The 20,735-nt window shown below is 62.4% G+C and carries 18 protein-coding genes and 2 tRNA genes; 13 read left to right on the forward strand and 7 right to left on the reverse strand.

What is annotated here, in order from left to right; translation table 11 throughout:
* Genes NKH31_RS16350 through glmS form a run of 4 tightly spaced genes read right to left on the reverse strand, consistent with a single transcriptional unit; the run spans position 1 to position 4,421 of the window.
* The gene (locus NKH31_RS16350) at positions 1 to 1,272 is read right to left on the reverse strand and encodes an acyl dehydratase (protein WP_254862853.1); all 1,272 of its coding nucleotides are present in this window, start codon (positions 1,270 to 1,272) and stop codon (positions 1 to 3) included.
* The gene (locus NKH31_RS16355; protein ID WP_254862854.1) at positions 1,265 to 2,527 is read right to left on the reverse strand and encodes a methylaspartate ammonia-lyase; all 1,263 of its coding nucleotides are present in this window, start codon (positions 2,525 to 2,527) and stop codon (positions 1,265 to 1,267) included. Before NKH31_RS16355 ends, NKH31_RS16350 begins: the two co-directional genes overlap by 8 nt.
* Positions 2,524 to 3,972 carry a methylaspartate mutase subunit E gene (locus NKH31_RS16360; protein ID WP_254862855.1) on the reverse strand — a complete coding sequence of 483 codons (1,449 nt, stop codon included), beginning with the start codon at positions 3,970 to 3,972 and terminating at the stop codon, positions 2,524 to 2,526. The genes NKH31_RS16355 and NKH31_RS16360 overlap by 4 nt, the downstream gene beginning before the upstream one ends.
* Before the next feature lie 8 nt (positions 3,973 to 3,980).
* On the reverse strand, positions 3,981 to 4,421 hold the full coding sequence (gene glmS / locus NKH31_RS16365) for a methylaspartate mutase subunit S (RefSeq protein WP_254862856.1): 441 nt from the start codon (positions 4,419 to 4,421) through the stop codon (positions 3,981 to 3,983).
* A 223-nt stretch (positions 4,422 to 4,644) separates the two neighbouring features.
* Between glmS and mct the strand changes: the two genes are divergently transcribed.
* From mct to NKH31_RS16405, 8 genes are all read left to right on the forward strand, one after another.
* Positions 4,645 to 5,826, forward strand: a complete 1,182-nt coding sequence (gene mct / locus NKH31_RS16370) for a succinyl-CoA:mesaconate CoA-transferase (RefSeq protein WP_254862857.1) — start codon at positions 4,645 to 4,647, stop codon at positions 5,824 to 5,826.
* Positions 5,827 to 5,910: 84 nt separating this feature from the next.
* Complete coding sequence (locus NKH31_RS16375) at positions 5,911 to 6,231, forward strand: DUF5785 family protein (protein ID WP_254862858.1); 321 nt, start codon at positions 5,911 to 5,913, stop codon at positions 6,229 to 6,231.
* Between the two features lie 100 nt (positions 6,232 to 6,331).
* On the forward strand, positions 6,332 to 7,117 hold the full coding sequence (locus NKH31_RS16380) for a GTP cyclohydrolase III (protein WP_254862859.1): 786 nt from the start codon (positions 6,332 to 6,334) through the stop codon (positions 7,115 to 7,117).
* Positions 7,118 to 7,225: 108 nt separating this feature from the next.
* On the forward strand, positions 7,226 to 7,798 hold the full coding sequence (locus NKH31_RS16385; protein WP_254862860.1) for a CBS domain-containing protein: 573 nt from the start codon (positions 7,226 to 7,228) through the stop codon (positions 7,796 to 7,798).
* Positions 7,799 to 7,874: 76 nt separating this feature from the next.
* Positions 7,875 to 9,089, forward strand: a complete 1,215-nt coding sequence (locus tag NKH31_RS16390; protein WP_254862861.1) for a phosphoglycerate kinase — start codon at positions 7,875 to 7,877, stop codon at positions 9,087 to 9,089.
* Entirely contained in the window at positions 9,061 to 9,570 is a 510-nt protein-coding gene (locus NKH31_RS16395; RefSeq protein ID WP_254862862.1) for a GNAT family N-acetyltransferase, read from the forward strand. The genes NKH31_RS16390 and NKH31_RS16395 overlap by 29 nt, the downstream gene beginning before the upstream one ends.
* 14 nt (positions 9,571 to 9,584) lie before the next feature.
* Positions 9,585 to 9,658, forward strand: a tRNA-Thr gene (locus NKH31_RS16400).
* A 395-nt stretch (positions 9,659 to 10,053) separates the two neighbouring features.
* Positions 10,054 to 10,332, forward strand: coding sequence for a HalOD1 output domain-containing protein (locus NKH31_RS16405; protein WP_254862863.1), 279 nt, complete (start codon positions 10,054 to 10,056; stop codon positions 10,330 to 10,332).
* A gap of 246 nt (positions 10,333 to 10,578) precedes the next feature.
* On the opposite strand, the gene NKH31_RS16410 is transcribed toward NKH31_RS16405, so the two are convergent.
* The 3 genes from NKH31_RS16410 to NKH31_RS16420 form a co-directional block, all read right to left on the reverse strand.
* Positions 10,579 to 11,334, reverse strand: coding sequence for a ribonuclease H-like domain-containing protein (locus NKH31_RS16410; protein WP_254862864.1), 756 nt, complete (start codon positions 11,332 to 11,334; stop codon positions 10,579 to 10,581).
* A 54-nt stretch (positions 11,335 to 11,388) separates the two neighbouring features.
* The gene (locus NKH31_RS16415) at positions 11,389 to 13,284 is read right to left on the reverse strand and encodes a putative sodium/potassium/calcium exchanger (protein ID WP_254862865.1); all 1,896 of its coding nucleotides are present in this window, start codon (positions 13,282 to 13,284) and stop codon (positions 11,389 to 11,391) included.
* Positions 13,285 to 13,398: 114 nt separating this feature from the next.
* The gene (locus tag NKH31_RS16420) at positions 13,399 to 13,881 is read right to left on the reverse strand and encodes a DUF309 domain-containing protein (RefSeq protein WP_254862866.1); all 483 of its coding nucleotides are present in this window, start codon (positions 13,879 to 13,881) and stop codon (positions 13,399 to 13,401) included.
* Positions 13,882 to 14,282: 401 nt separating this feature from the next.
* On the opposite strand from NKH31_RS16420, the gene NKH31_RS16425 reads away from it, so the two are divergent.
* The 5 genes from NKH31_RS16425 (at position 14,283) to NKH31_RS16445 (ending at position 20,709) form a co-directional block, all read left to right on the forward strand.
* A tRNA-Leu gene (locus tag NKH31_RS16425) sits at positions 14,283 to 14,365 on the forward strand.
* A 317-nt stretch (positions 14,366 to 14,682) separates the two neighbouring features.
* Positions 14,683 to 15,480, forward strand: coding sequence for an inositol monophosphatase family protein (locus NKH31_RS16430; protein WP_254862867.1), 798 nt, complete (start codon positions 14,683 to 14,685; stop codon positions 15,478 to 15,480).
* Positions 15,481 to 15,588: 108 nt separating this feature from the next.
* Positions 15,589 to 16,725, forward strand: a complete 1,137-nt coding sequence (locus NKH31_RS16435; RefSeq protein WP_254862868.1) for a DUF63 family protein — start codon at positions 15,589 to 15,591, stop codon at positions 16,723 to 16,725.
* Positions 16,726 to 16,909: 184 nt separating this feature from the next.
* Positions 16,910 to 19,957, forward strand: a complete 3,048-nt coding sequence (locus tag NKH31_RS16440; RefSeq protein WP_254862869.1) for an MMPL family transporter — start codon at positions 16,910 to 16,912, stop codon at positions 19,955 to 19,957.
* Entirely contained in the window at positions 19,954 to 20,709 is a 756-nt protein-coding gene (locus NKH31_RS16445; RefSeq protein WP_254862870.1) for a TrmB family transcriptional regulator, read from the forward strand. The genes NKH31_RS16440 and NKH31_RS16445 overlap by 4 nt, the downstream gene beginning before the upstream one ends.
* Positions 20,710 to 20,735: the final 26 nt, after the last annotated feature.

The raw sequence follows: 20,735 nt of genomic DNA on the forward strand, positions 1-20,735 counted from the left end.
TTATTGATGAATCGTTCGCGTCCGTTCGTCGCGTCGCGTGGCGATGAGTGCCGTTCGGCTGCCGGAGTAGACCGGCCGATCGCGTTGATTGTACGCGATGTGCTGGAATCGAACGACGCCGGCGACGGCCGCGTCGTCTCCACGTCGTTCCCGGCGGGCGTCAGGTTCACGTTCGTCCGCATCGACCGAAGCGGACTCGATCACCGCATCGAGCGGCGGGCCATCCACAGTCGAGTCGAGCACGTCTGCACCAAGCGTCGGCCCGACGTCGAGGACACGTGTGAACGTGTAGATGGTGTCACCCGGCCTGACGAACGTGTGAAATGACTCGTCCTCGTATCCCACTTCGCGGAGGGTCACTTCGTCAGAACGCGCGTGGGCGAGTGCGATCGATCGAGTCACGTCGCCGTAGGCGACGACACCGCCTGACGGAGTCTCGGCCATCGCGTCCGCGTTGTGGTGCTGTTTCGCCGTGTTCAGCGTCGCGAGGGGGAGCGACGTGACCGTGACGTCGTCGAGCGTTCGCCCGCGCTCGTGTTGATACGCGACGGTTCCGTCCGTAGATGCGGCCTCGCCGACGGCCGCAACGAAGTCCTCGAAGTAGGGACCAGCGGGTGTGACGAAGGGACCGAGTGACGGTGATTTCGACGCCGATTCGAGATCGGCGGATCCGTCACCCGCATCCGGTTCCTGTCGTTCGTCGCCGCTCGAATCCGCATCCAGCTCGTCGGACGCCTCCTCGGTGGCGACATCGGCAGCGTCAGGCCGGCGGGGAATCATGTTCGTCCGTTCGTACGAGCACAGCAACTCGTCCGTCGCGGCGTCACGGCCGTTCGTCCGCCAGGTGACGATCGCGTACTCCGGTCTCGATCGGGAGCGCTCGACCGAGCGGACCTCGCTCGCGACGGTCAGTTCGGTGCCCAGTTCGACCGGGTGGCCCGGAAATCGTACGTCGGTCCGTCCGAGAAAGTAGCCTCCTTTCTCGCTCAAATCCTCGACCGTCGCGCCGAGGGTCGTCGCCAACAGGTAGTCCGGATGGATCGGCGGTGCGTCGGCGTCGTGCATCGTCGAACCCGCCGTCCGCCAGTAGGCGGGGTCGTGATTGAGCGTCTGACTCATCCACGCCTCGTTTCCCCAGCGGGACAGTCGCAGACCAGGTTCGTGTTCGATCCGATCGCCCTCCGAAAACGCCTCGGCGAAATTGCCCTTCTCGAGCGTCTCCACCTCTCGTATCGCCGCTTCGAAGACCGACGGATCGGTCCACTCAATCATCCGACACGGCCTCCAGACGACGTGTCTCGCGCCTGGCTATCGTCCGTCGCATCTCGTTTTCGACGACCGCGTACCCCGCCGTAACGCCCATCCCTGGTTTCGCGAGAATCTGTGCGGGTTCCGTCGCGAGCGCAACGTGTGCGCTCACTCGGGCCGACGTTTCGGTCTCGTTGCACGTCCCGCCGAGGTACGCCCTGGTCTCCGTTCCGTCGCAGTATCGAACCGCCGACGCGCTTCGGTGGACGCCCCCGAGGTCCGGGGTCTTCACTTGCACCAGATCGGCCGCGCCCGCGTCGACGAACGCGCGGACGTCGGCTTCGGTGTTACACCACTCGTCGGCCACCAGGTCGACGTCGACGCCGGCCGACGCGAGTCCGTCCCCGAGTTCGGCCATCGCGCGTATCTGTTCGGCGCGACCGCCCGCATCCATCGGACCCTCGAGCTGCAGGTCGTACGGCCGGGCCGCCGCCTCTAGCGAAGCGACGAACTTGACGACCGACGATCTGTCGTACGGTGATCCGAAACAGGAGCCGAGTAGCCCGTAGATATCGACGTGAATCGTCGGTTCGTAGTCGTCGGCCCCGAGGTCGTCGATTCGATCGGCGAGCCACTCGAGATAGGTTCGAAGCCCCTCACCACGGTTGCCGAACACCGTACGGGCGTTGAACAATCCGTGTGGAAGCACCGGAACGCCGGCGAGAATCATCTTTTCTGCGTTCGTATAGCGATTGGCTCCCGACTGGCCGAAAACTGGGATCGGCACCGTCGCCGGATCGGAACCGACGTGGGCGGCGAGGACGTCGGTCATCGTCGTCCGTCGAGCGCGGGCGGCGCCAGCACAGAGGGCCTGCGAGACGCCGTACCGAACCGCCGAGTGAAGTTGACGATCATCGACGCTGACTGATTCGACGAGTTCGACGTTCGAGGCGAACGCTTCCAGATCGCGTCCGAGCAATCGCGGTCCGAGTTCGTCTTCGACCGTCGAGCGCTGGGCCGTCGGGTCGAACACCGGATCCCGCCCGCCGGCACCACTGTACTGGACGGTCACGCAGTCACCCCTAAGACTGGTGCCGTCCGAACACTCGATCGTCACGACGAGCGAGGTACCTGGCTGTCGGATCCGGTCGAATCCGGGCGTCACCGGCTCGCCGCGATAGGCGAATCCGTCTCGTTGTGCCCCGGCCGTGATCGCCCGCTGGTCGTCGACGAAAAACCCGGAGACGCCGGGGGTTGCGGTGATCGATTCGACGATCACCGCAGACCACCTCCACCCGTCTCGGCGGGCCGTCCGATGAGCGTGCCGTTACTGATCGCGTCCACGTCGTCGGCGACCATGCGAAACGACGGTGCTCGGTTTTCGACCTCGCCGCGTCGTTCGAGTCGTGCCGCGTGGATCTCGATGATCTCGGGGTCGAGCGCGAGATTCCCGGCGTCGAACAGTCTGACCCGGCCGTCGTCGTCTCGCGCGGGAAGCACCGCTCCCTTCGCACAGTCACTGGGCGCGAACGGCACGTCGAGCGCCCCCGTTTCGAAAGCCCGTACGGTCCCGACAGCGACGTCGCCGTCGCCGAGGTCGAACACGGCGTCCAGCAGACACCGCGTCTCGCGTTCGATCAGCGCCTGCTCGTCTTCGACGCCGTTCAGATCGATCGCCTGTTCGATCGCCATATCGAGGAGCTGTCTCGTCGTCCGTACCCCGGCCGCGTTCGCCTCCTTCGTCGGAACGCCCGTGAACTCCTGGGGTGATTTGGTGATCACCTTGTCCGGTTTCGCGATGGCCGCGGTGACGCCTCCGAGGCCGATGACGCCGCTCGCTCGCGCCTCGTCCGGCGGGAATCCGCCCATCCACTCGTGAAAGACGGTCGTCACGCGAACTGAATCGGGGAGATATTCTTCGCCGAGGGTTCGAAGGGCCCCTAACGCCGCGACGTCCTGGACGACGTTTCCGATCTGGCCGTAGCCGAGCGTCAGCGAGCGGACGCCCTGGGTCGCCGCGAGTAACCCCTCGACGATCATGATCGCGATCGCGATCGATGGCGGGACGAGCGTTCCGGTGAGCGGACCGAACGGTTCTCGATTGATCCGGACGCCCTGGGCCGTGTAGAGACCAGCCAACCGGTCGACGTACTGCCAGTACTCGATCGTCGTCGAGAGATCGTGACGGTTGGTGTACGGAATGGTGTAGGAGATGGGCCCGCCCTCGAAGCTCTGGAATCCGCTGGCGAACGCGATCGCAGCGAGCAGGCGCGCGTCGGGCGTGCCGTGTCGAACCTCGATCGGTCCCTCGACGGATTCGATCAACCGCCGACAGCTCTCGACGCCGTGATTGACGGCCGGAAACCCGTTCAGCGCGTTCGAATCCGATTTTCGTGCGCGTTCGAGCCCCTCCTGGGCGTTCCGATATTCGTTGTCACGCGTGTACGAGTCGATCGTCGTCGGGAGCAGATCAGCGCCGCCGGTCTCGCGAAGGTATTGCAGTAACTCGATCTGATCGTCGAGACAGGCGACGCCGGCTCGCGGTTGTAAGAGCGGCCGGTCTGCCGACTCGAGCACGGTCGCAAAGTGCTTCTCGGCGGGTAACGCGTCGTGAAAGGCGAGCGCGTCTTCGACGTCGATCTCCGCGCCTGTCGGCCAGGTGGATCGCACTTCCTCGTCGATTCGGTGCAGTTCCTCCCGTGATAGCGTCTCGTCGCGTACCATCGGTCCACTCACGAGCGCACCGTGAGCCGATCGGATTCGGTCGTTTGAACGGCGAGGTCGAGTCGGAGCGAACGAATCGCCTCCGATGGATCCGTTTCCGCGTCGAAGACCCGATCGAACCCGAGTGCTTCGAACGTCGTTCGCGTCCGATCGAAGTCGTTCTGCCCGACCGAGAGGTTGCCTCCGATGTACGTCACCACGTCGACGTCGGCAGCGTCGAGTCGGTCGTGAAAGCCGGCGCAATCTTGTTCTGCGTGGCCGTACAGCGACGAGACCAGGATCGCCTCCGCGTCGCGGTCGGACGCAGCTTCGACGAATTCGGCCTGCGTCGTCTGGACGCCGAGGTTCACGACGTCGAACCCGTCGGCGATCAGCGCGCGTTCGAGTATCGTCACGCCGACGACGTGTGCGTCGGAGCCGATGACCCCGAGAACGACAGTAGGTGCCATGAATGACAAACCATGATAGAACCCCGCTTAAACATAATGGTTTATCATGATAAAAGACCTAATATGCCATTCAATGCGAAGGGAGGACGTACGGATCGACAGGCAGAAACTAGAGCTGCTAGAGCGGGACCGGAGAATCCGAGATGGTGATCTCCCGGATTCCGAATCGAGTTCGCTCACCGGTAGTAAGGATTATCCCGATCATCACGTAACTCGCCACCATATGGGAGCACTCTCGGACGTGCGCGTCGTCGATCTGACACAGGTTCTGGCCGGTCCGTACTGCACGATGCTTCTCGCCGACATGGGCGCGGACGTCGTCAAAGTCGAACGACCGGGCGGCGACCTCATCCGCTCGAGTCCCCCGCACCTCGACGATCCGGAGGCCGAGCCGTACGGCGGCTACTTCCAGAGCGTCAATCGGGGGAAACGAAGCATCGAACTCGACCTCGGGGCCGACGACGACCGGGAGACGTTTCTGGAACTGGTCGAAACGGCGGACGTCGTCGTCGAGAATTACCGCGTCGGAACGATGGAATCGTTCGACCTCGCCTACGAGACGCTCGCCGAGAGAAATCCCGAACTGATCTACGCCTCGATTCGCGGGTTCGGTGATCCACGGACCGGCGAAACGGACAGACAGGGGCAACCGTCGTTCGACATCATCGCCCAGGCGCTCGGCGGCGTGATGGAGATCACCGGTGCCGAAGACGGTCCGCCGATGAAAGTGGGACCGGGCATCGGCGATCTGTTCACCGCGACGCTAAACTGCATCGGCATCCTCGGCGCGCTCCACCACCGAGAGCGAACCGGCGAGGGGCAGTACGTGGACACTGCGATGTACGACTCGATGCTCAGTATGACCGAACGTGCCATCTACCTCCAGTCCTATCAGGGCTCGCCGCCGACGCGCTGTGGGAACGCCCACCCCACGCTCTTTCCATACAACGCGTTCGCGGTCGCGGACGGCTACGTCGTCGTCTCCGCCTTCGGGACGAACCACTGGCGAGCGCTTTGTGACGGGATCGACCGACCCGACCTCGCCGACGCCTACCCGCGACCGGCGGACCGCCTCGAACACCGCGAGGAGATTCACGCCGAACTCACCGAGTGGATGGCAACGCACACGACCGACGACGTCGTCGACCGACTCGAAGGATCGGTCCCGGTCGCCCCCGTCCAGGACACGGACGCGATCTTCGGCGACCCACACGTTCACGAGCGAGAGATGTTATACGAGGTCGATCAGCCGGGAGCGGGTGAGACGGTCGACATCGCCGGGAGCGCCATCAAAATGTCGAAGACGAATCCGAAACCGCGCGGGCGAGCGCCGCTGCTCGATGAACACCGCGAGGAACTACTCGCCGAACTCGCCGCACAACACGAAGCGATCTCCGAAAAGTAACAGACCAGTCCGCGATTTCAGCGGTTACTCGAGTACCGCGAGCGCGAAGGCAACGTTTTTGCGTCCACCGTCGAGAGATTCGATATGGACTGGCCGCACGACCCCGACGGCGAGGACGGAAGCGAGGGGCGACGGAAGTACGACATGGCCGTTATCGCGAAGAAAGTCGACGAAGAGGAGGACTTCCCGCTCTCGGGCGATGAGTTCGTCGAGGAGTACGGTGACGATCCCATCCGGGTCAATTACCAGCGCGTCGTCTCACTCGCCGACATCTTCGAGTACGTCGAGCCGACCGAATTCGAGACCATCACCGACATGCACCAGGCCGTCGGCGACGCAATGCGCGCCGGCGACTTCTGGGAGTATCACCCCAAAGGCTCGTCGCCGGAGAAGAAATCGGCCTGAAGCGCCCGGATCGCGTTCACCCGCTGGGACCGGAGACGCTTCGATCACGAATCTGGATTACGTATCACTTATACGACGGCAGAAACTCTGCTCAGCTACCGTGACGAACACGCAGGTAACGCTCGTTCAAATCGACAACTACGGACCGTGGACGGTCACACCCGAACCGAGGCGTGAAGCGGACCTCCAGACGTTGCAATCGCGTCTGTACGCGGACATCTCGCAGTTCGTCGGCGCCAGGGGCGGCTACGTCTTCTTCACCCGCTTCGACAACATGGTCGCCGTGACCAACGGCCTCGATACGACCGACCACGAACTCCTTCAAGAATCGATCGGTAACCGATATCCGGTGACACTCAGTCTCGGCCTCGGAGTCGGGTCGACGCCGGTCCTCGCGCTCGAGGAGGCGACCGCCGTCGTCCAGAACGCCGGCAGCGCACAGGACGAAACGCGACGAGAGATCCTCGGCGGTGACACCGTCGACGACAGAGATCGAACCGACGCGGACGTCCAGATCGCTCACTTCGACGTCGTGGACGCGACCGGCGAGTACACGGACGCACTGAACGCCTACGACAGTTTCATCGAGATCGAACAGGGCTACGCATCGCTCATGCGATACATGCGAACCGAGTACGACAGTCTCTCGTTCTTCGTCGGCGGCGACAACATCATCGCCGCGTGTCCGTCACTCGATCGATCCGAGTACGTAGACGCGATCGAACACGTTCGTTCCACCGTCGACGTCGACCTCCGCGTGGGAGTGGGACGGGGTGCGTGCGCCCAGACGGCCGGGATGGCTGCCAAACACGCGCTCGAACGCTGTCGGGAGAACGGCTCGCTCGTCGACGTCGGCGTAGAAGACGCCCCGGTGTCTCACGACTAACGAAAATCGGCTCGAAAACTGAGTGTACGCTATCCGAACTACTACACATCGTGTGGCCAAAAACGTACCGGGGCTAGGTTTTAGGGCGACTGCGTATTACGAATTAACATGGAATCGGACCTGTCGGTCAGGGATGTTTTGACGAAAGCATACGTTGGCGTGAGCGAATCCGACAGTGTACACGGGGCGGTCGAACTGATGCGAACCGAGCGAGCGGGATCGGTGCTCGTCGTACGCGGACAGCAACCGGTCGGGATCATGACCGAGTGGGACGTACTCGGCGTGGTCGCCGACGAGCGAGATCCGGCGAATGTCGAAATCGGAGCGGTGATGTCGAGCCCCGTCATCACGATCGAGCCGGATCGATCGCTGACAGACGCCGCCGACATCATGGCGCGAGACAACATTCGAAATCTCGTCGTGACCGACGAAGCGGGTATCGTCGGCATTCTGACCCAGCGCGACGTCATCGCAGCCGCCGGATCGTTCCCCGGAACGACGGTCTCCGAAGGGTCTGAACTCACCGTCGCGCCGAACGCCTCCGTCGAGGAGTCTCAACAGCGGTCGAACAGTGGGACGGAGTACTCGAGTCAGAGCATCTGTGAGACCTGCGGATCGCTCGCCGATTCACTGTTCGAGACGAACGGCCAACTCGTCTGTACGGACTGTCGATCGGTCTGAAGGCGCTCCGTTCGGCGTTTCCGGGGTGCTGAAGCGATGGAAAGACCTTTCGGGGTCGCCAGTGGACTCCCGGGTAATGATCGAGACGCTCGACGATATCGACGCCCGGGGGACGACCGTCGGGGTGCGTATCGACTGTAACAGCCCGGTCGAGGACGACACGTTGGTCGACGATTCTCGCCTTCGCGCGCACGTAGAGACCCTCGAAACGTTGCTCGATCGCGGCGCCCGTGTCGCCGTTCTCGCCCACCAGGGCCGTCCCGGTGGGGACCAGTTCACGACGCTCGAACCACACGCCGAGCGGTTCGCAGAAATTCTCTCACATGCCGTCGAGTACGTCGACGAGACCCACGGCGAATCGGCCAGGTCCGCCATCCGATCGCTCGACGACGGCGAGTGTCTCGTTCTCGAAAACACCCGGTTTTACAGCGAAGAGTACATGGAATTCGAGCCGTCTCGAGCGGCCCAAACCCACCTCGTCACTCGCCTCGCCCCGGTCCTCGACGCGTTCGTCAACGACGCGTTCGCCGCAGCCCACCGGTCCCAGCCCTCGCTGGTCGGATTCGCCGAAGTCCTCCCGAGTTACGCGGGTCGCGTGATGGAACGCGAACTCGACGTCCTCGGCGACGTCGAATCGACCCCGACGCCGCGAACGTACGTCCTCGGCGGAGCGAAAGTCTCCGATTCGATCGACGTCGCCGAAAACGTCCTCGAAACGGGGTTGGCCGATCGCGTGTTGACCGTCGGACTCGTCGGTAACGTCTTTCTCAGTGCGAGCGGAGTCAACCTCGGCGACGCGAGTTCGGATTTCGTCTACGATCAGGGCTACTGGGACGAGATCGATCGGGCAGCCGACCTGTTAGCGGCGTACGGCGACCGAATCGAACTCCCGAGAGACGTCGCGATCGAGCGAGAGGGCGAGAGAGTTGAACTCGAACGATCGGAGCTGCCCGCTGACGGCCACCTGGCGATGGACGTCGGCGAACGAACGATCGAAGCCTACGTCGGTCACTTCGAGGAATCTAATACGGTCATCCTGAACGGACCGGCCGGCGTCTTCGAGGAGGAGGCGTTCGAACGCGGAACGCGAGAACTGTTCGCCGCGGCGACCGACGTCGATACGAGTATCGTCGGCGGCGGCGATACCGCCTCGGCGCTCCGATCGCTCGGCGTCGACGGGTTCACTCACGTGAGCACGGGCGGAGGCGCCGCACTGACGCTGCTGACCGGTGAATCGCTTCCCGCCGTCGATGCACTCGACAATGTCAACGAGTCCACAGCCGGTCGTTGAGCCAGCTCGCGCCGACGAGCTGGATCGGTTGATCGAGTGCTGGCTACAATTGGCTGACGAACAGCGTGTACACGGATCGTACGTCCAGGTCGAATCGAACCGGTCCGTCGTTCGAGAGGTGTTAAGCGGACACCTCATAACGGACGGATTACTCGTCGCCAAGATCGACGACGAGATCGCGGGTTTCGTCTCGTTCGCCATCGAGCGGGGCAGTTTCGACCTCACCGACGAACGAGGAACCGTTTCCAACCTGTGGGTCGATCCGCAGGTCCGCAATCGCGGGATCGGTCGCCAGTTGCTAGAGGCAGCCGAGGCGGAACTGGCCGATCGAGGGGCGTCAGTGTGCCAGCTCGAAGTGCTCGCGGGCAACGAATCAGCCCGCCGGTTCTACCGACGGATCGGCTACGAGCCCCGACGCCTTACCCTGGATCGCCGGCTCGACGATCGCGACCAAAACGATACACCTTCAAAGGTCGACTGACTACGTCCGAATGCGCCAGGGGAGCATGGGCGGTTCATGCACTCGACTTGTAATCGAGACTTCGTGGGTTCAAATCCCACCCCTGGCTTTCTGCTGCGAACAACTCGTGAGCAGCTGAAACCGTACGTGGGATTTGAATCAGGGAGCACGCAGCCGAGCGAAGCGAGGTCGTGCGACCGTGGTTCACAATCTCCACCCCTGGCTTTCTGCTGCGAACAACTCGTGAGCAGCGACAACAATCGGTGGGCTGTTTCTTGAAGTCAATCGGTCGTTCGGCCTCACCCTCGCGCTCGACCAGTAGATCGGTTCGGTGCCGATATCGGGTATTGTCCTGGCATAAATATCGGGAGGAGATCGAATTTCAATTGTGTCTGAATATATTCTCCAAGATAGAAGACAAACAATCAAATATATACAAATTTATCGATCAATCGTAACGTAAATTCGGAGGTTTTATAATCTATTGCAAATAGAGTCAACGCAATGTCGCTCTCAGTGGATCGATCCTGCGGCGCGGACAAACCGGTGAGTTTCGCCATCATAGAGGCTGTTGCAAACCGAGAAAACGTCGATCCGACGGAGATCGAACCGCCGCAATACGAACCGCTCTACACCGTCTGTGATCCGGAAGCAATAGACGCTCTCTTCGCACCGTGTGAAGACGGAACGCCGCGAACTGAAGGCACCGTCACTCTCGTCTACTGTGGCTACGAGATCACTATCACGAGTGAGCAAACCGTGTCTATCGAAGACGCCACGTGAACATCGGATCTAAGACGTGTCGTCAACGCCAGATTGGCAACGCCGAACCGGCCGCCGCGTGTACACGCCGGGACACTGCAATTAGCCGGTCATCGCTCGGAATTTCTACGGTAGATCATCCCAGAACTGGTACAGCCGTAGCATCGATACAACCGCGCTGTAAATCGTCACGGCGCAAAGGAACAACAGTACGAAATCGGGAGCGATCGAATATTCTCCGACGGGTGGTGAGTGGACCGACCGGGCCTATTCGTCGCCGTTGCACGCCGACTCGAACACGGTCTCGTGGAGTCGGCTCGTGACGTGCGTCGTGAGTTGTGCCAGGTTCTCCGTGTCCGCCTGATTGTACCGGATCAACGTATCCAGGGCGTGTTCGTCTCCCCGTTCGTACTGGTGCCAGAGTCTGACGGCATCGCGTCCGCTAATGTCGGGTTCGTCCCTTGCGATCCCGATTTCGCGCTCGATCCGTTTGAGCCCGCCCGTGAGATCGAGCGAGCGGCACGGATAGTAGAGGTCCAGATGGGGAATCGAGACGTCGACGTCGAAGTTCGCTTCGAGAAACGGGACGTCGAAGCGGCGACCGTTGAACGTGACGAGCAACGACGCTTCAGAGAGCGCCTGCCGCAACGTTTCACCGGAGAGATCCTGGCCCCTGACGAGCGTGTCGGTCGAACCGTCGTGATAGAATGAGACGGTCGTCACGTCGTGGCGATCGCGATCGAGACCCGTCGTCTCGATGTCCAGATAACAGGTATTGACACCGGCGTTCTCGAAGAGCCGCCACTGGTGGCGTGATGGGACCGATTCGGCGAAGAATTCGAACGACTCGTTTTCGAGGTGCTTCGTCGCCGTCTCGATATACGTCTCGATGCGTTCTGCCGTCTTCGGACCGACGTGATCGCCGGAAAAATCCTCCCAGTGGGTGACGCCGTTCGCCCAGAGGCTACGTTCGGTCGTCTCGCCCACGCCGCGAACCGGGATGAAACTGTTCTCGATACGCACACCGGTGATGGAGCACCGATTCGACAAAAACACTCGGATTCGATTTTCCGGCGTCTACTCGCTGGTATCGGAGAGGTAATACGTCCGATCGATGACCTCGACGACGGCTCGCTGCCACTGCGACACGTCGGCGGCGTCAGCCCCCTCGATCTCGACGACGACGCGAGTGCCGGAGACGGAGACGTCGACCGACGCGTCCGACTGGTCGGCGAAGCTCTGGAGCTGATAACGGAGCAATCGATTCGTCGAATCGGTCGTCTCCTTTCCTTCTAGTTCGTACGTGAGGACGACGCCATCGTCGTCAGCGGTTGCGCGAGCGGAGACGTCGTGGGTCGACCGTTCCAGCGTCGGTTCCTCGTCGTTGATCGACCGGACGGCGTCGTCGATCGACACTTCGGGTGCCGGCGGTTCCTCGGCCGAAAACTCCTCGAACGTAAAGGCCACGCCGTCTTCGAGGGACGCGTCGTCCATCGAATCGTCCTCTATCTCCGCTTCATCCGGTTCGAGGGAGTCCTCAATTGTCTCGTCCGATTCGATCGCATCTTCGTCAGAAACTGCGAGCGCACCAGCCTCGGATGGCTGTTCGACACCGTCGTCCTCGTTCGATTCGACGGCATCGGTCTGGTCACCAGTTTCCTCGTTCGTTTCAACGGCGTCGGAGCCGTCACCGGTGTGGGCCGCGCTCTCGGTGTCGGGTCCGTCACCGATTTCGTCCGTGATCTCGGTTTCTGATCCGTCACTGCTGTCCTCGTCCGTGAGTTCACTGCCGGAGTGGTCGCCGTCGTGAGGGACTTCTGAGCTCGCGTCGCCGTCGTTCGATGCGACCTCAGTATCGACCGGGCCGGCATCTCCGCCCAACTCTCCGTCGGCCAGTTCGTCGACTCTGGTTCTGAGGTCAGCGAGTCCGAGGTCTTCGAGCAGCGCTTCGAAGAGTTCCGCGGCCGTCAGCTCGTCAGCCTCGGGTGGCTCGTCGACCGAGTCGGCGACCGTCGAGAGGTCCTCGCGCGTCAGATCGTCGAACAACGACGCCGACTCGTCGTCGATATCGTCGTTCAGGGTTCCGCGCGTCGCCGTCGCGTCGTCATCACCGTCCGTGACGGCGTCGTCCGCCGGTTTCTCGGACGCATCGACGTTATCGCTCGTCGATTCCCCGGGTTGATTGGACTCGTCCGTGGGCCCGTCATCGCTCGTCTGCCCGCCGAGAACGATCGGTTCTCGGCTAGGCTCGGTCGTTGGTTCGCCGTCGTCCGTGGACTCGTCGACGACGTCACCGGCCTCGAGTTCGCCGGCGATGACGGACGTCGCCTCCGAGATCGCGTCCCCATCGAGCGGCGTCGCGTACCACGGCGTTCGATCCGGCGACGTGACGAATCGACCGCGATTCGGGTTCGGGTCGGTCGAGTCGTGACGGCGAGCGGCGTCCGGTCCGCGTACGGGCGTCGGATCGGCACCCATCGATGCGCGCGACCGAGAGGGCTCAGTCTCGTCAGACTCCGCCGAGTCGGATGAGGGAGACTCGTCGGCTACCGTCTCGGCCGCGTCGGTAGATGTCTCGGGCGTTTCCTGGGTGCTGTGTGCAGCCGTCGTCGATTGGGGGTTCGTACCTGATTCGGTTGTCGATTGGGGGTCCGTTCGTGAGTCGTTCGACTGCGTCGATGCGTGGGGGTGTGGGCCGGGTGCCGTCTGTGCGGGAGTCGGGCCGGAGCTGATCGTGGTTCCACCGCCGCTCAGGTGGAGTTGCGTTCCACCACCAGGACCGCCCGTCCCATCGATCGCGTGATGTATCTCGGTTAGATTGTCGTCGAGTGTATCCTCGAGTTTATCGACCTTATCCGCGACGCCGCGAAGTGCGAGTGCGACATCCCAGAGGACGATGGTCGCGAAGAACAGGAGAGCGAGGAAGATCGTGACGGCAACACCGGCGAGAATCTGTACGTCGACTTCGACCATGAGTAGTACGTGCAGAAATCGGACGTGCAGCTTATAGCGTTTGTTGCCGATGACGATTTTTCTTCGGCCGATCGACGACCGAGAAACGCTAGTGATGGATCCCGATCGCTGGACTCACTCGAGCGACGCGGCGTAGTCGTACTCGGCGGGACGGGCGGTCGGTTGCGCGCCGTCTATGGTCAACCGCCAGTCGTCGACGACAGAGGGGTCGGAGAGGGCGGCCTCGGCGACGCGTCGAACGTCGTCGACGTCGAGGCCGTAGAAATCCGATGGAACGGTTGCGAGGTACTGCAAGGCGGTCTCGAAGAGGCGATAGAGGCCGACGTCGCTCTCGAAATCGATTCGTTTGTACACTCCCGCGGCGATCTGGACCATCCCGTGTAAGAACGCGCTCTCGGTCGAGCCTCGGCCGTAATTGTACCACTCCGCCTCGAAGCAGTCGTGTGATTCGTGGTACGCACCGTCGTTGAAGAGCCTGACGCCGTGAGAGAGCGCTCGCCGAAGGGTCGCGTGTTCCCAGCGGTCGGCGTCTGCGTTCCACCCGGTCGGATTCCCTCGAGGCGACCCGACCGTCGGATCCCGGGTGTGATCGTCCATACGGGACGTACGATGACCGGATGGAAAAGGGCCCGCTTCGCCAGGAACCGACGGCCACGGTTCGGTGGTACCTGCGGTGAGCCGGTTCGGGATGGCGTCGATTCGGGTACGCCACCCTGCACACGTGTACCCACCCGTTTACCCGCCTCGGTTCCGATTAGAACGGTATGGAGTATCCACGCGGCCGGTGTGACCGCTGTGGAGGGCGCATGTACGCACAGGTTTCGGGCGGATATCGGTGTCCAAACTGCGGTGAAACGCGACTGCGTGTGCGGTAACCCCGATCAACCAGCCCTTTCAGCAGCGTGTACACGGCAGGCGAGATGAACGGACTGCAGAGCAGCAACGGGTAAACGGAATCGCAGGGTATTCAAACCGACCGCACGTATTCGAAAATGCGTGCGAGGGTAGCCAAGCGGCCAACGGCGGCGGACTCAAGATCCGCTCTCGTAGGAGTTCGTGGGTTCGATTCCCTCCCCTCGCATACTGACTCGAACGACGGTGAGAGGCATGTATGCGATCGAGGGATCGAATCAGAGGAGTCGCAGCCCGCACAGCGAAGCGAGCAGGACCGTCCCCACGTGGTTCGATTCCCTCCCCTCGCATCGTAGTGAGGCGCAAAGACGCGCCGAACGAAAAATGCAGAAGGTCCTACGCGGGATCTTCCCTCGCAACACTTCTGCGTGATCGAACAGCGTTTGTGAGCCGTTGCTGTGGGGTTTCGATCGGTTCGATTGTTAGATTTCAACGGCAGACGAAATCGATCGACACCACTTATCCGCTCCAGGTTCACGAAGCGGTATGGACGACTCCACGCCCGATACGCTCGAAACCCACGCGCTCGAAGCGGCCAAGGACGGCGCGAGCGTCGCCGAGAACGCGTTTCGAACCGAGTTCGACGTGGAGACGAAAGCGTCGAAGACGGATCTCGTCACACGGATCGATCGTGACGCACAACGAGCCGTGGTCGAGCGGATCCGAACGGTCGCACCCGAGGATGTGATCGTCGGCGAAGAGGGTGACCTGCCGAAGGAGGTGCCAGCGAGCGGCCGGGCGTGGATCGTCGACCCGATCGACGGGACGGCGAACTTCGTTCGCGGCGTTCCGACGTTCGCGACCGCCGTCGCGGTCGTCTCCGACGGCGACCCGCTCGCCGCCGCCGTCGTCTTTCCGATTCTCGGCGACGCGTACGTCGTCGGCGACGATCCACGATTGAACGGAACCCCACTCTCGGTGAGTGACCGAGATGATCCGCACATCTGTACCGTTAGTCCGGGACTCTGGTGGGATCGAGACCGACGTGACGAGTACGCCCGGGCCTGTGCGGAGATCGTCCATCGCTTTGGCGATCTCCGCCGTGTCGGGTGCGCCCAGGCCGAACTCTCGATGGTGGCTTCGGGCGCGCTCGACGCGACCATCGCCAACGTTTCCGCGCCCCCGTGGGACACCGTCGCCGGCGCCGCGCTCGTCAGCGCCGCAGGCGGAACCGTCACTGATCTGGACGGCGAGCCGTGGGATCACACCAGCGCGGGCCTGGTCGCGTCGAACGGGTCGATCCACGAGGAGGCACTCGCCGCGGCGCGTGCGATCGAATCGTGAGAGGTCGCGATTCGATCGACCAATCCTGGTCCAGTAGACGTTCGTGCTCGGTGACCGGCCTTACCGTGAACCGGAAACGATAACCGAACGCACTCCAGCCTGAGAACTATGCAATCGTACGTCGATCGCTACGGGGCTGAACGGCTCTGGGCTGCGACCGTGATCGGACTGGTCGCCGTCGTCGCGCTCCTCGCGACGCTCTTTCCACAGCGCGTGTACGTCGACTTCCTCTGGCAGTACTACTGGGGGCCTGTCGTCGCCGACGCAAACGGATGGAGCTGCGTCGCGTGGGCGGACGGCGAGCAGGTAAACGCCGGGAGTAACTGCGTCAACGCGGGTCCCGAAGACGGACCCACGGCGAGCCCGGGCTATACGTTGATCTCGTACGCGGGGTACATACCCACGCTGCTACTCTTGCTAGTCGGATTCATCTTCGTCATCGAACGGCTCGACATCGACCGGTATCGTGCCGGATTCTGGGGTCTCTTTCCGTTCATGCTCTTCGGCGGGACGCTCCGGACGGTCGAGGACGCGAACGTTGCGGTCAACCGGCAGACGGGTGAGGCGGCCCTCTCGTTACCCTGGTCTGCACTGCTCATCAGCCCGATCATCTACGTCGTCGTCGCGTTGCTCGCGCTGGTCTCGCTCGTCGTCGCCGTGGTTCTCGAACGTCAGGGCTACGTTTCGCGATTCGAATATCCGCTGGCCGGATTCGGGACGGCGTTCTTGCTCGCGTCGCTCGCCATACTCGCGTCCTGGTCGAGCACCGGTGGGCACGGATTCTACCCGTGGTTCACCGTCGTCACGCTCGGCGGCGCAACGCTAATAACCGCCGTCGCGTGGGTCGGTATCCAGCGTTTCGCGCCGGAACTGAACTCCGGAACGCAGTACATGGGTATCGCCATCCTCTGGGCACACAGCGTCGACGGGGTCGCGAACGTCCTCGGCCTCGACTGGGCGACGAACTTCGGCCTCCCCGACGATCTCGTCCCCAAACACCCACTGAACGAGGCGATCCAGACGTACACCGGCGAAATTTTGCCCGAATCGATCGCCCAGACGACCGGCGAGGTCTGGCCGTTTCTCATCCTGAAAGTCGCCGCGGCCATCTTCATCATCTGGGTGTTCAACGAGGAGGTCTTCGACGAGAGCCCGCGGTTTACGATCCTCCTGTTGTTGACCGTCGTCGCCGTCGGACTCGGACCCGGAACGCGGGACATGCTCCGCGCGACGTTCGGCGTCTGATCGATTCGGTTGGCGGCTCGAGTAATCGTCTGGTCGCGTCTCTCAGTTCGACCGGAGCGTTCGGTCACCAGCCACCGATCGCACTGTTAGTAAATTCGTAACAACAGGTATATGACCGACCGGTCAGTACCCACACACGATAAATGAGTCGCGACACGTCACTACCGTCGAAGAGGGGACAGCCATGAGTCTTCCAGACCGTCTCGCGTCGGTGATAACGACCCGAAGCAAGACCGTCCTGGTCACGCTGTTGTTGTTAACCGTTCTCATCGGTTCGGGCATGACGATGGTCGACGACGACTCGTCGCTCGGTCAATTCGAGAGTGAGTCGCCGGAGACAGACGCCGCGTCGTACATCGACGAGAACTTCGCCACCGACGCTGACGAGAACGAAACCACCGTTCAGCTGATCGTCCGCGGTGAGAACGTCCTCGCGCAGGAATCTATCCTCGAATCACTCCGATATCAACAGGAGATACGCGACACGTCGGAGATATCGGACACACTAGTGGCTGACGATCCCATCACTGGCGTCGAGAATATTCTCGCGATCACGCACATCCAGCAAGAGCGCGCCGCGCAACTGGAAACGCAGACAGCACAGCTCGAAGGCGCCCTCAACGAAACGCGAACACTCGAACAGTCCTACGCGGAGTTGAACGCGTCGTACGACGCCGGCGAGGTCTCGGACGAGGAGTACGAACAGCAAGCTGGTGAAATCGAGGCCGGATTTGCCGACGTGCAATCGGAGGCGATAGCCGACCTGGACGACGAGCAAGCCGGAATCTTCCTCGACGCGTTCGAGCAGGTTCGAACGATCGAAGGCGAGCTGATCGACCTCGAACGACAGTTCGAAGCTGGCGAGATCGACGAAGAGACGTACCAGCGTCAGCAAGAGTCACTCGGCGAATCGCTCGACGCCGCCTACGAGCAGGGAACGGTCGGCGTCTACGCGGACGAGTACGAAGCGCTGGAAGACGGAGAGACGCCGACGCTCGACGAGCAGATCGAGGCGATCGAGACGATGGACGAGGCGACCTACGAGGAGTTAGTCGCCTCGACGCTCTCGGCGGAGAACGCCGACGTCCTCGCCATGTTGCCGAGCGGTTACGATCCCGGTTCCACCGAAGCCGAGACGCGGATGACCGTCCTCACGCAGACGACCGAAGATAGCGAAGTCGACGACATGGGCGGCGTCTTCGGCCCCGTGGTCGACGGCCAACTCGCGCTGCAGGATCTCGGAGCCGACCAGGATCAGGAGTACATGGTGTTCGGCTTCGGTATCATGAGCGACGAAATCGATCAGTCGATGGCCGACAGTCTCGCTATCGTCGGTCCGCTCGCCCTGTTGTTCGTCGTCGTCGCGCTGATGATCGCCTATCGGGACGTCCTGGACATCGTCCTCGGCGTGTTCGGCATCCTGGCGGTTCTCGTCTGGACGTTCGGCTTCATGGGCTGGGCGGGAATCGCGTTCAACCAGATGTTCGTCGCGGTGCCGGTCCTGTTGATCGGGTTGTCGATCGACTACGCGATCCACGTTTTCATGCGTCACCGCGAACAGCGAGAGTCTGGCGACGAAGCGACGAATTCGGCTGTCGACGAACGGACGACGAGCGTCGACGGGGCGATGAAGATCGCCCTGGCCGGCGTCGGCGTGGCGCTCGTCTGGGTGACGGCGACGGCGGCGATCGGATTCCTCGCGAACTTGGTGAGTCCGATCCAGCCGATCCGCGAATTCGGCCTCGTCAGCGCGTTCGGTATCGTCGCCGCGCTCATCGTCTTCGGCGGGATCGTCCCGGCCGCAAAGGTCGAACTCGATCGACTGCTCGAATCGCGCGGATACGATCGTCGGAAACGGGCCTTCGGAACCGGCGGCGGTCGATTCAGCCGCGTCCTCGAAACGGGAGCGATCGCCGCACAGAAGGCGCCGTTCGTCCTCGTCGTCGTCGTGCTTCTGGTCACCGCGGGTGGCGTCTACGGGGCCGCGAACGTCGACACCAGTTTCGACGAAGAGGATTTCCTGGCGGACGACCCGCCGTCCTGGACCGAGTACCTTCCCGGGTCGCTCAGTCCCGGCGAGTACCAGATGAAGTCGAACCTCGACTTCGTCAACGAACACTACACGCGCGACGATGCGCGGGCCGAATACCTCATCAACGGGTCGGTTACCGACGACGAGATACTAGAAGAGATGGCTATCGCCGAGTCACAGCTCGACGATCGAACGGATACAATCGTCTACGAACTGCCGAGCGGTGAGGCCGACGTGTCGAGTCCGCTCGGGTTGATGCAACGGGTCGCTGACGAGGAATCCGATTCGTACAACGAGTCGTTCGCCGCCACCTTCGAGGCCGCAGACACAACCGGAAATAACGTCCCCGACCAGGACCTGGAGTCGGTGTACGACGAATTGTTGGCCGTCTCCCCGGAGGCGGAGGGACTGATCTATCAGAACGAAGCTGGCGAGTACGAGGCGCTTCGAATGGTCGTCGCCGTTCAGGGTGACGCCGACCTCGGCGACGTCACCGACGAACTACGCGCGATCGGTGCGGACTTCGAGGCCGCGGGCGGCGGAGCCTGGACGGTGACGGCCACCGGAGATCCGATCATCTTCTACATCATCGAGCAGGATCTCTTCGAGACCGTCCTCGAAAGCCTCTTGATCACCCTCGTCGTCGTGTTCGCGTTTCTCTCGATCGCCTACCGGCTAACCGGAAACAGCGCATCGTTAGGGGCCGTAACCTTGCTCCCGGTTGCGCTCGCGACCAGCTGGATCCTCGGGACGATGTACCTCATCGGAATGCCGTTCAACGTGCTCACCGGGATGATAACCAGCCTCACGATCGGGCTCGGCGTCGCCTACTGCATCCACATCAGTTCGCGCTACACGCTCGAACTCGACAGGCAGGGTAACGTGTGGGACGCGATGGAAACTACCGTCAGAGGAACCGGTGGCGCACTGCTGGGAAGCGCCGCGACGACGGTGGGCGGATTCGGAACGCTCTCGCTCGCGATCCTTCCGGTGTTACAGCAGTTCGGCATCATCACCGGACTGACGATCATCTACGCGTTCCTCGCGAGCGTCATCGTCTTGCCGTCGTTGTTGATCCTGTGGACCCGGTACTTCGGGCCGACGGACGTTTCGTTCACCAGGGCCGAACCGACGGATGGCAAACGGGGTTCGGACGTCGCGGCGAGCGATACCGACCAGGCCCGGGGTGACGACGATTGACGCCGACCGAACCCGAAGCGATCGACGCGTTCGAACGCCTCGGGTTGACGAGCTACGAGGCGAAAGTGTTCATCGCCCTGCAGCAACTCGGCACGGGATCGGCGCGCGAGGTCGCGAACGTGACGGACGTCCCACGTTCGCAGGTGTACAGCGTCGCCGATCGACTCGAAGAGCGAGGACTGCTCGACGTACAGCAATCGAGTCCGATCCGGTATCGCGCGGTCGGTATCGACGAGGCGAAGGGGATCTTACAGGACCGGTTCGAGACCGAACGAGAACGGGCGTTCGAGTACGTCGACGCCGTGCGGAACGAGGCCGACGGTGAGGAAGAGCAGGAAGCGATCTGGACGGTGCGAGGAAATCGTCGCGTCGACGACCGCGTGGTCGAACTCATTTCGGACGCCACCGACCGGATCGTGTTCGGCACCCGTGTGCCGGCGTACCTCACGGATTCGATCACCGAAACGTTGATCGATCGGGCTAATTCGGGACTCGACGTAACCGTCGTGAGTCGATCGGCGGCCGTTCGATCGCGATTCGAAGACGAAAACGACGTGGCCGTGACGAACCCACCGGCGGTCGCTTCGGACGAGGACGACCGATCCGGACGCCTCCTCATCGTCGATACCGATAGCGTGCTCCTCTCAGTCGTCGACGACGCCGAGCAAGAAACGGCTATCTGGAGTGCAAACTCGCTGTTCGCGTCCGTCCTCGTACAATTAATCGAAGGAAGTACGCAGACGCCGACCTGATCGAGACGGGAGAGCGATTGTCGACG

It is taken from the genome of Halovivax gelatinilyticus, from assembly GCF_024300625.1.
In the GTDB taxonomy this organism is placed as follows: Archaea; Halobacteriota; Halobacteria; order Halobacteriales; family Natrialbaceae; genus Halovivax; species Halovivax gelatinilyticus.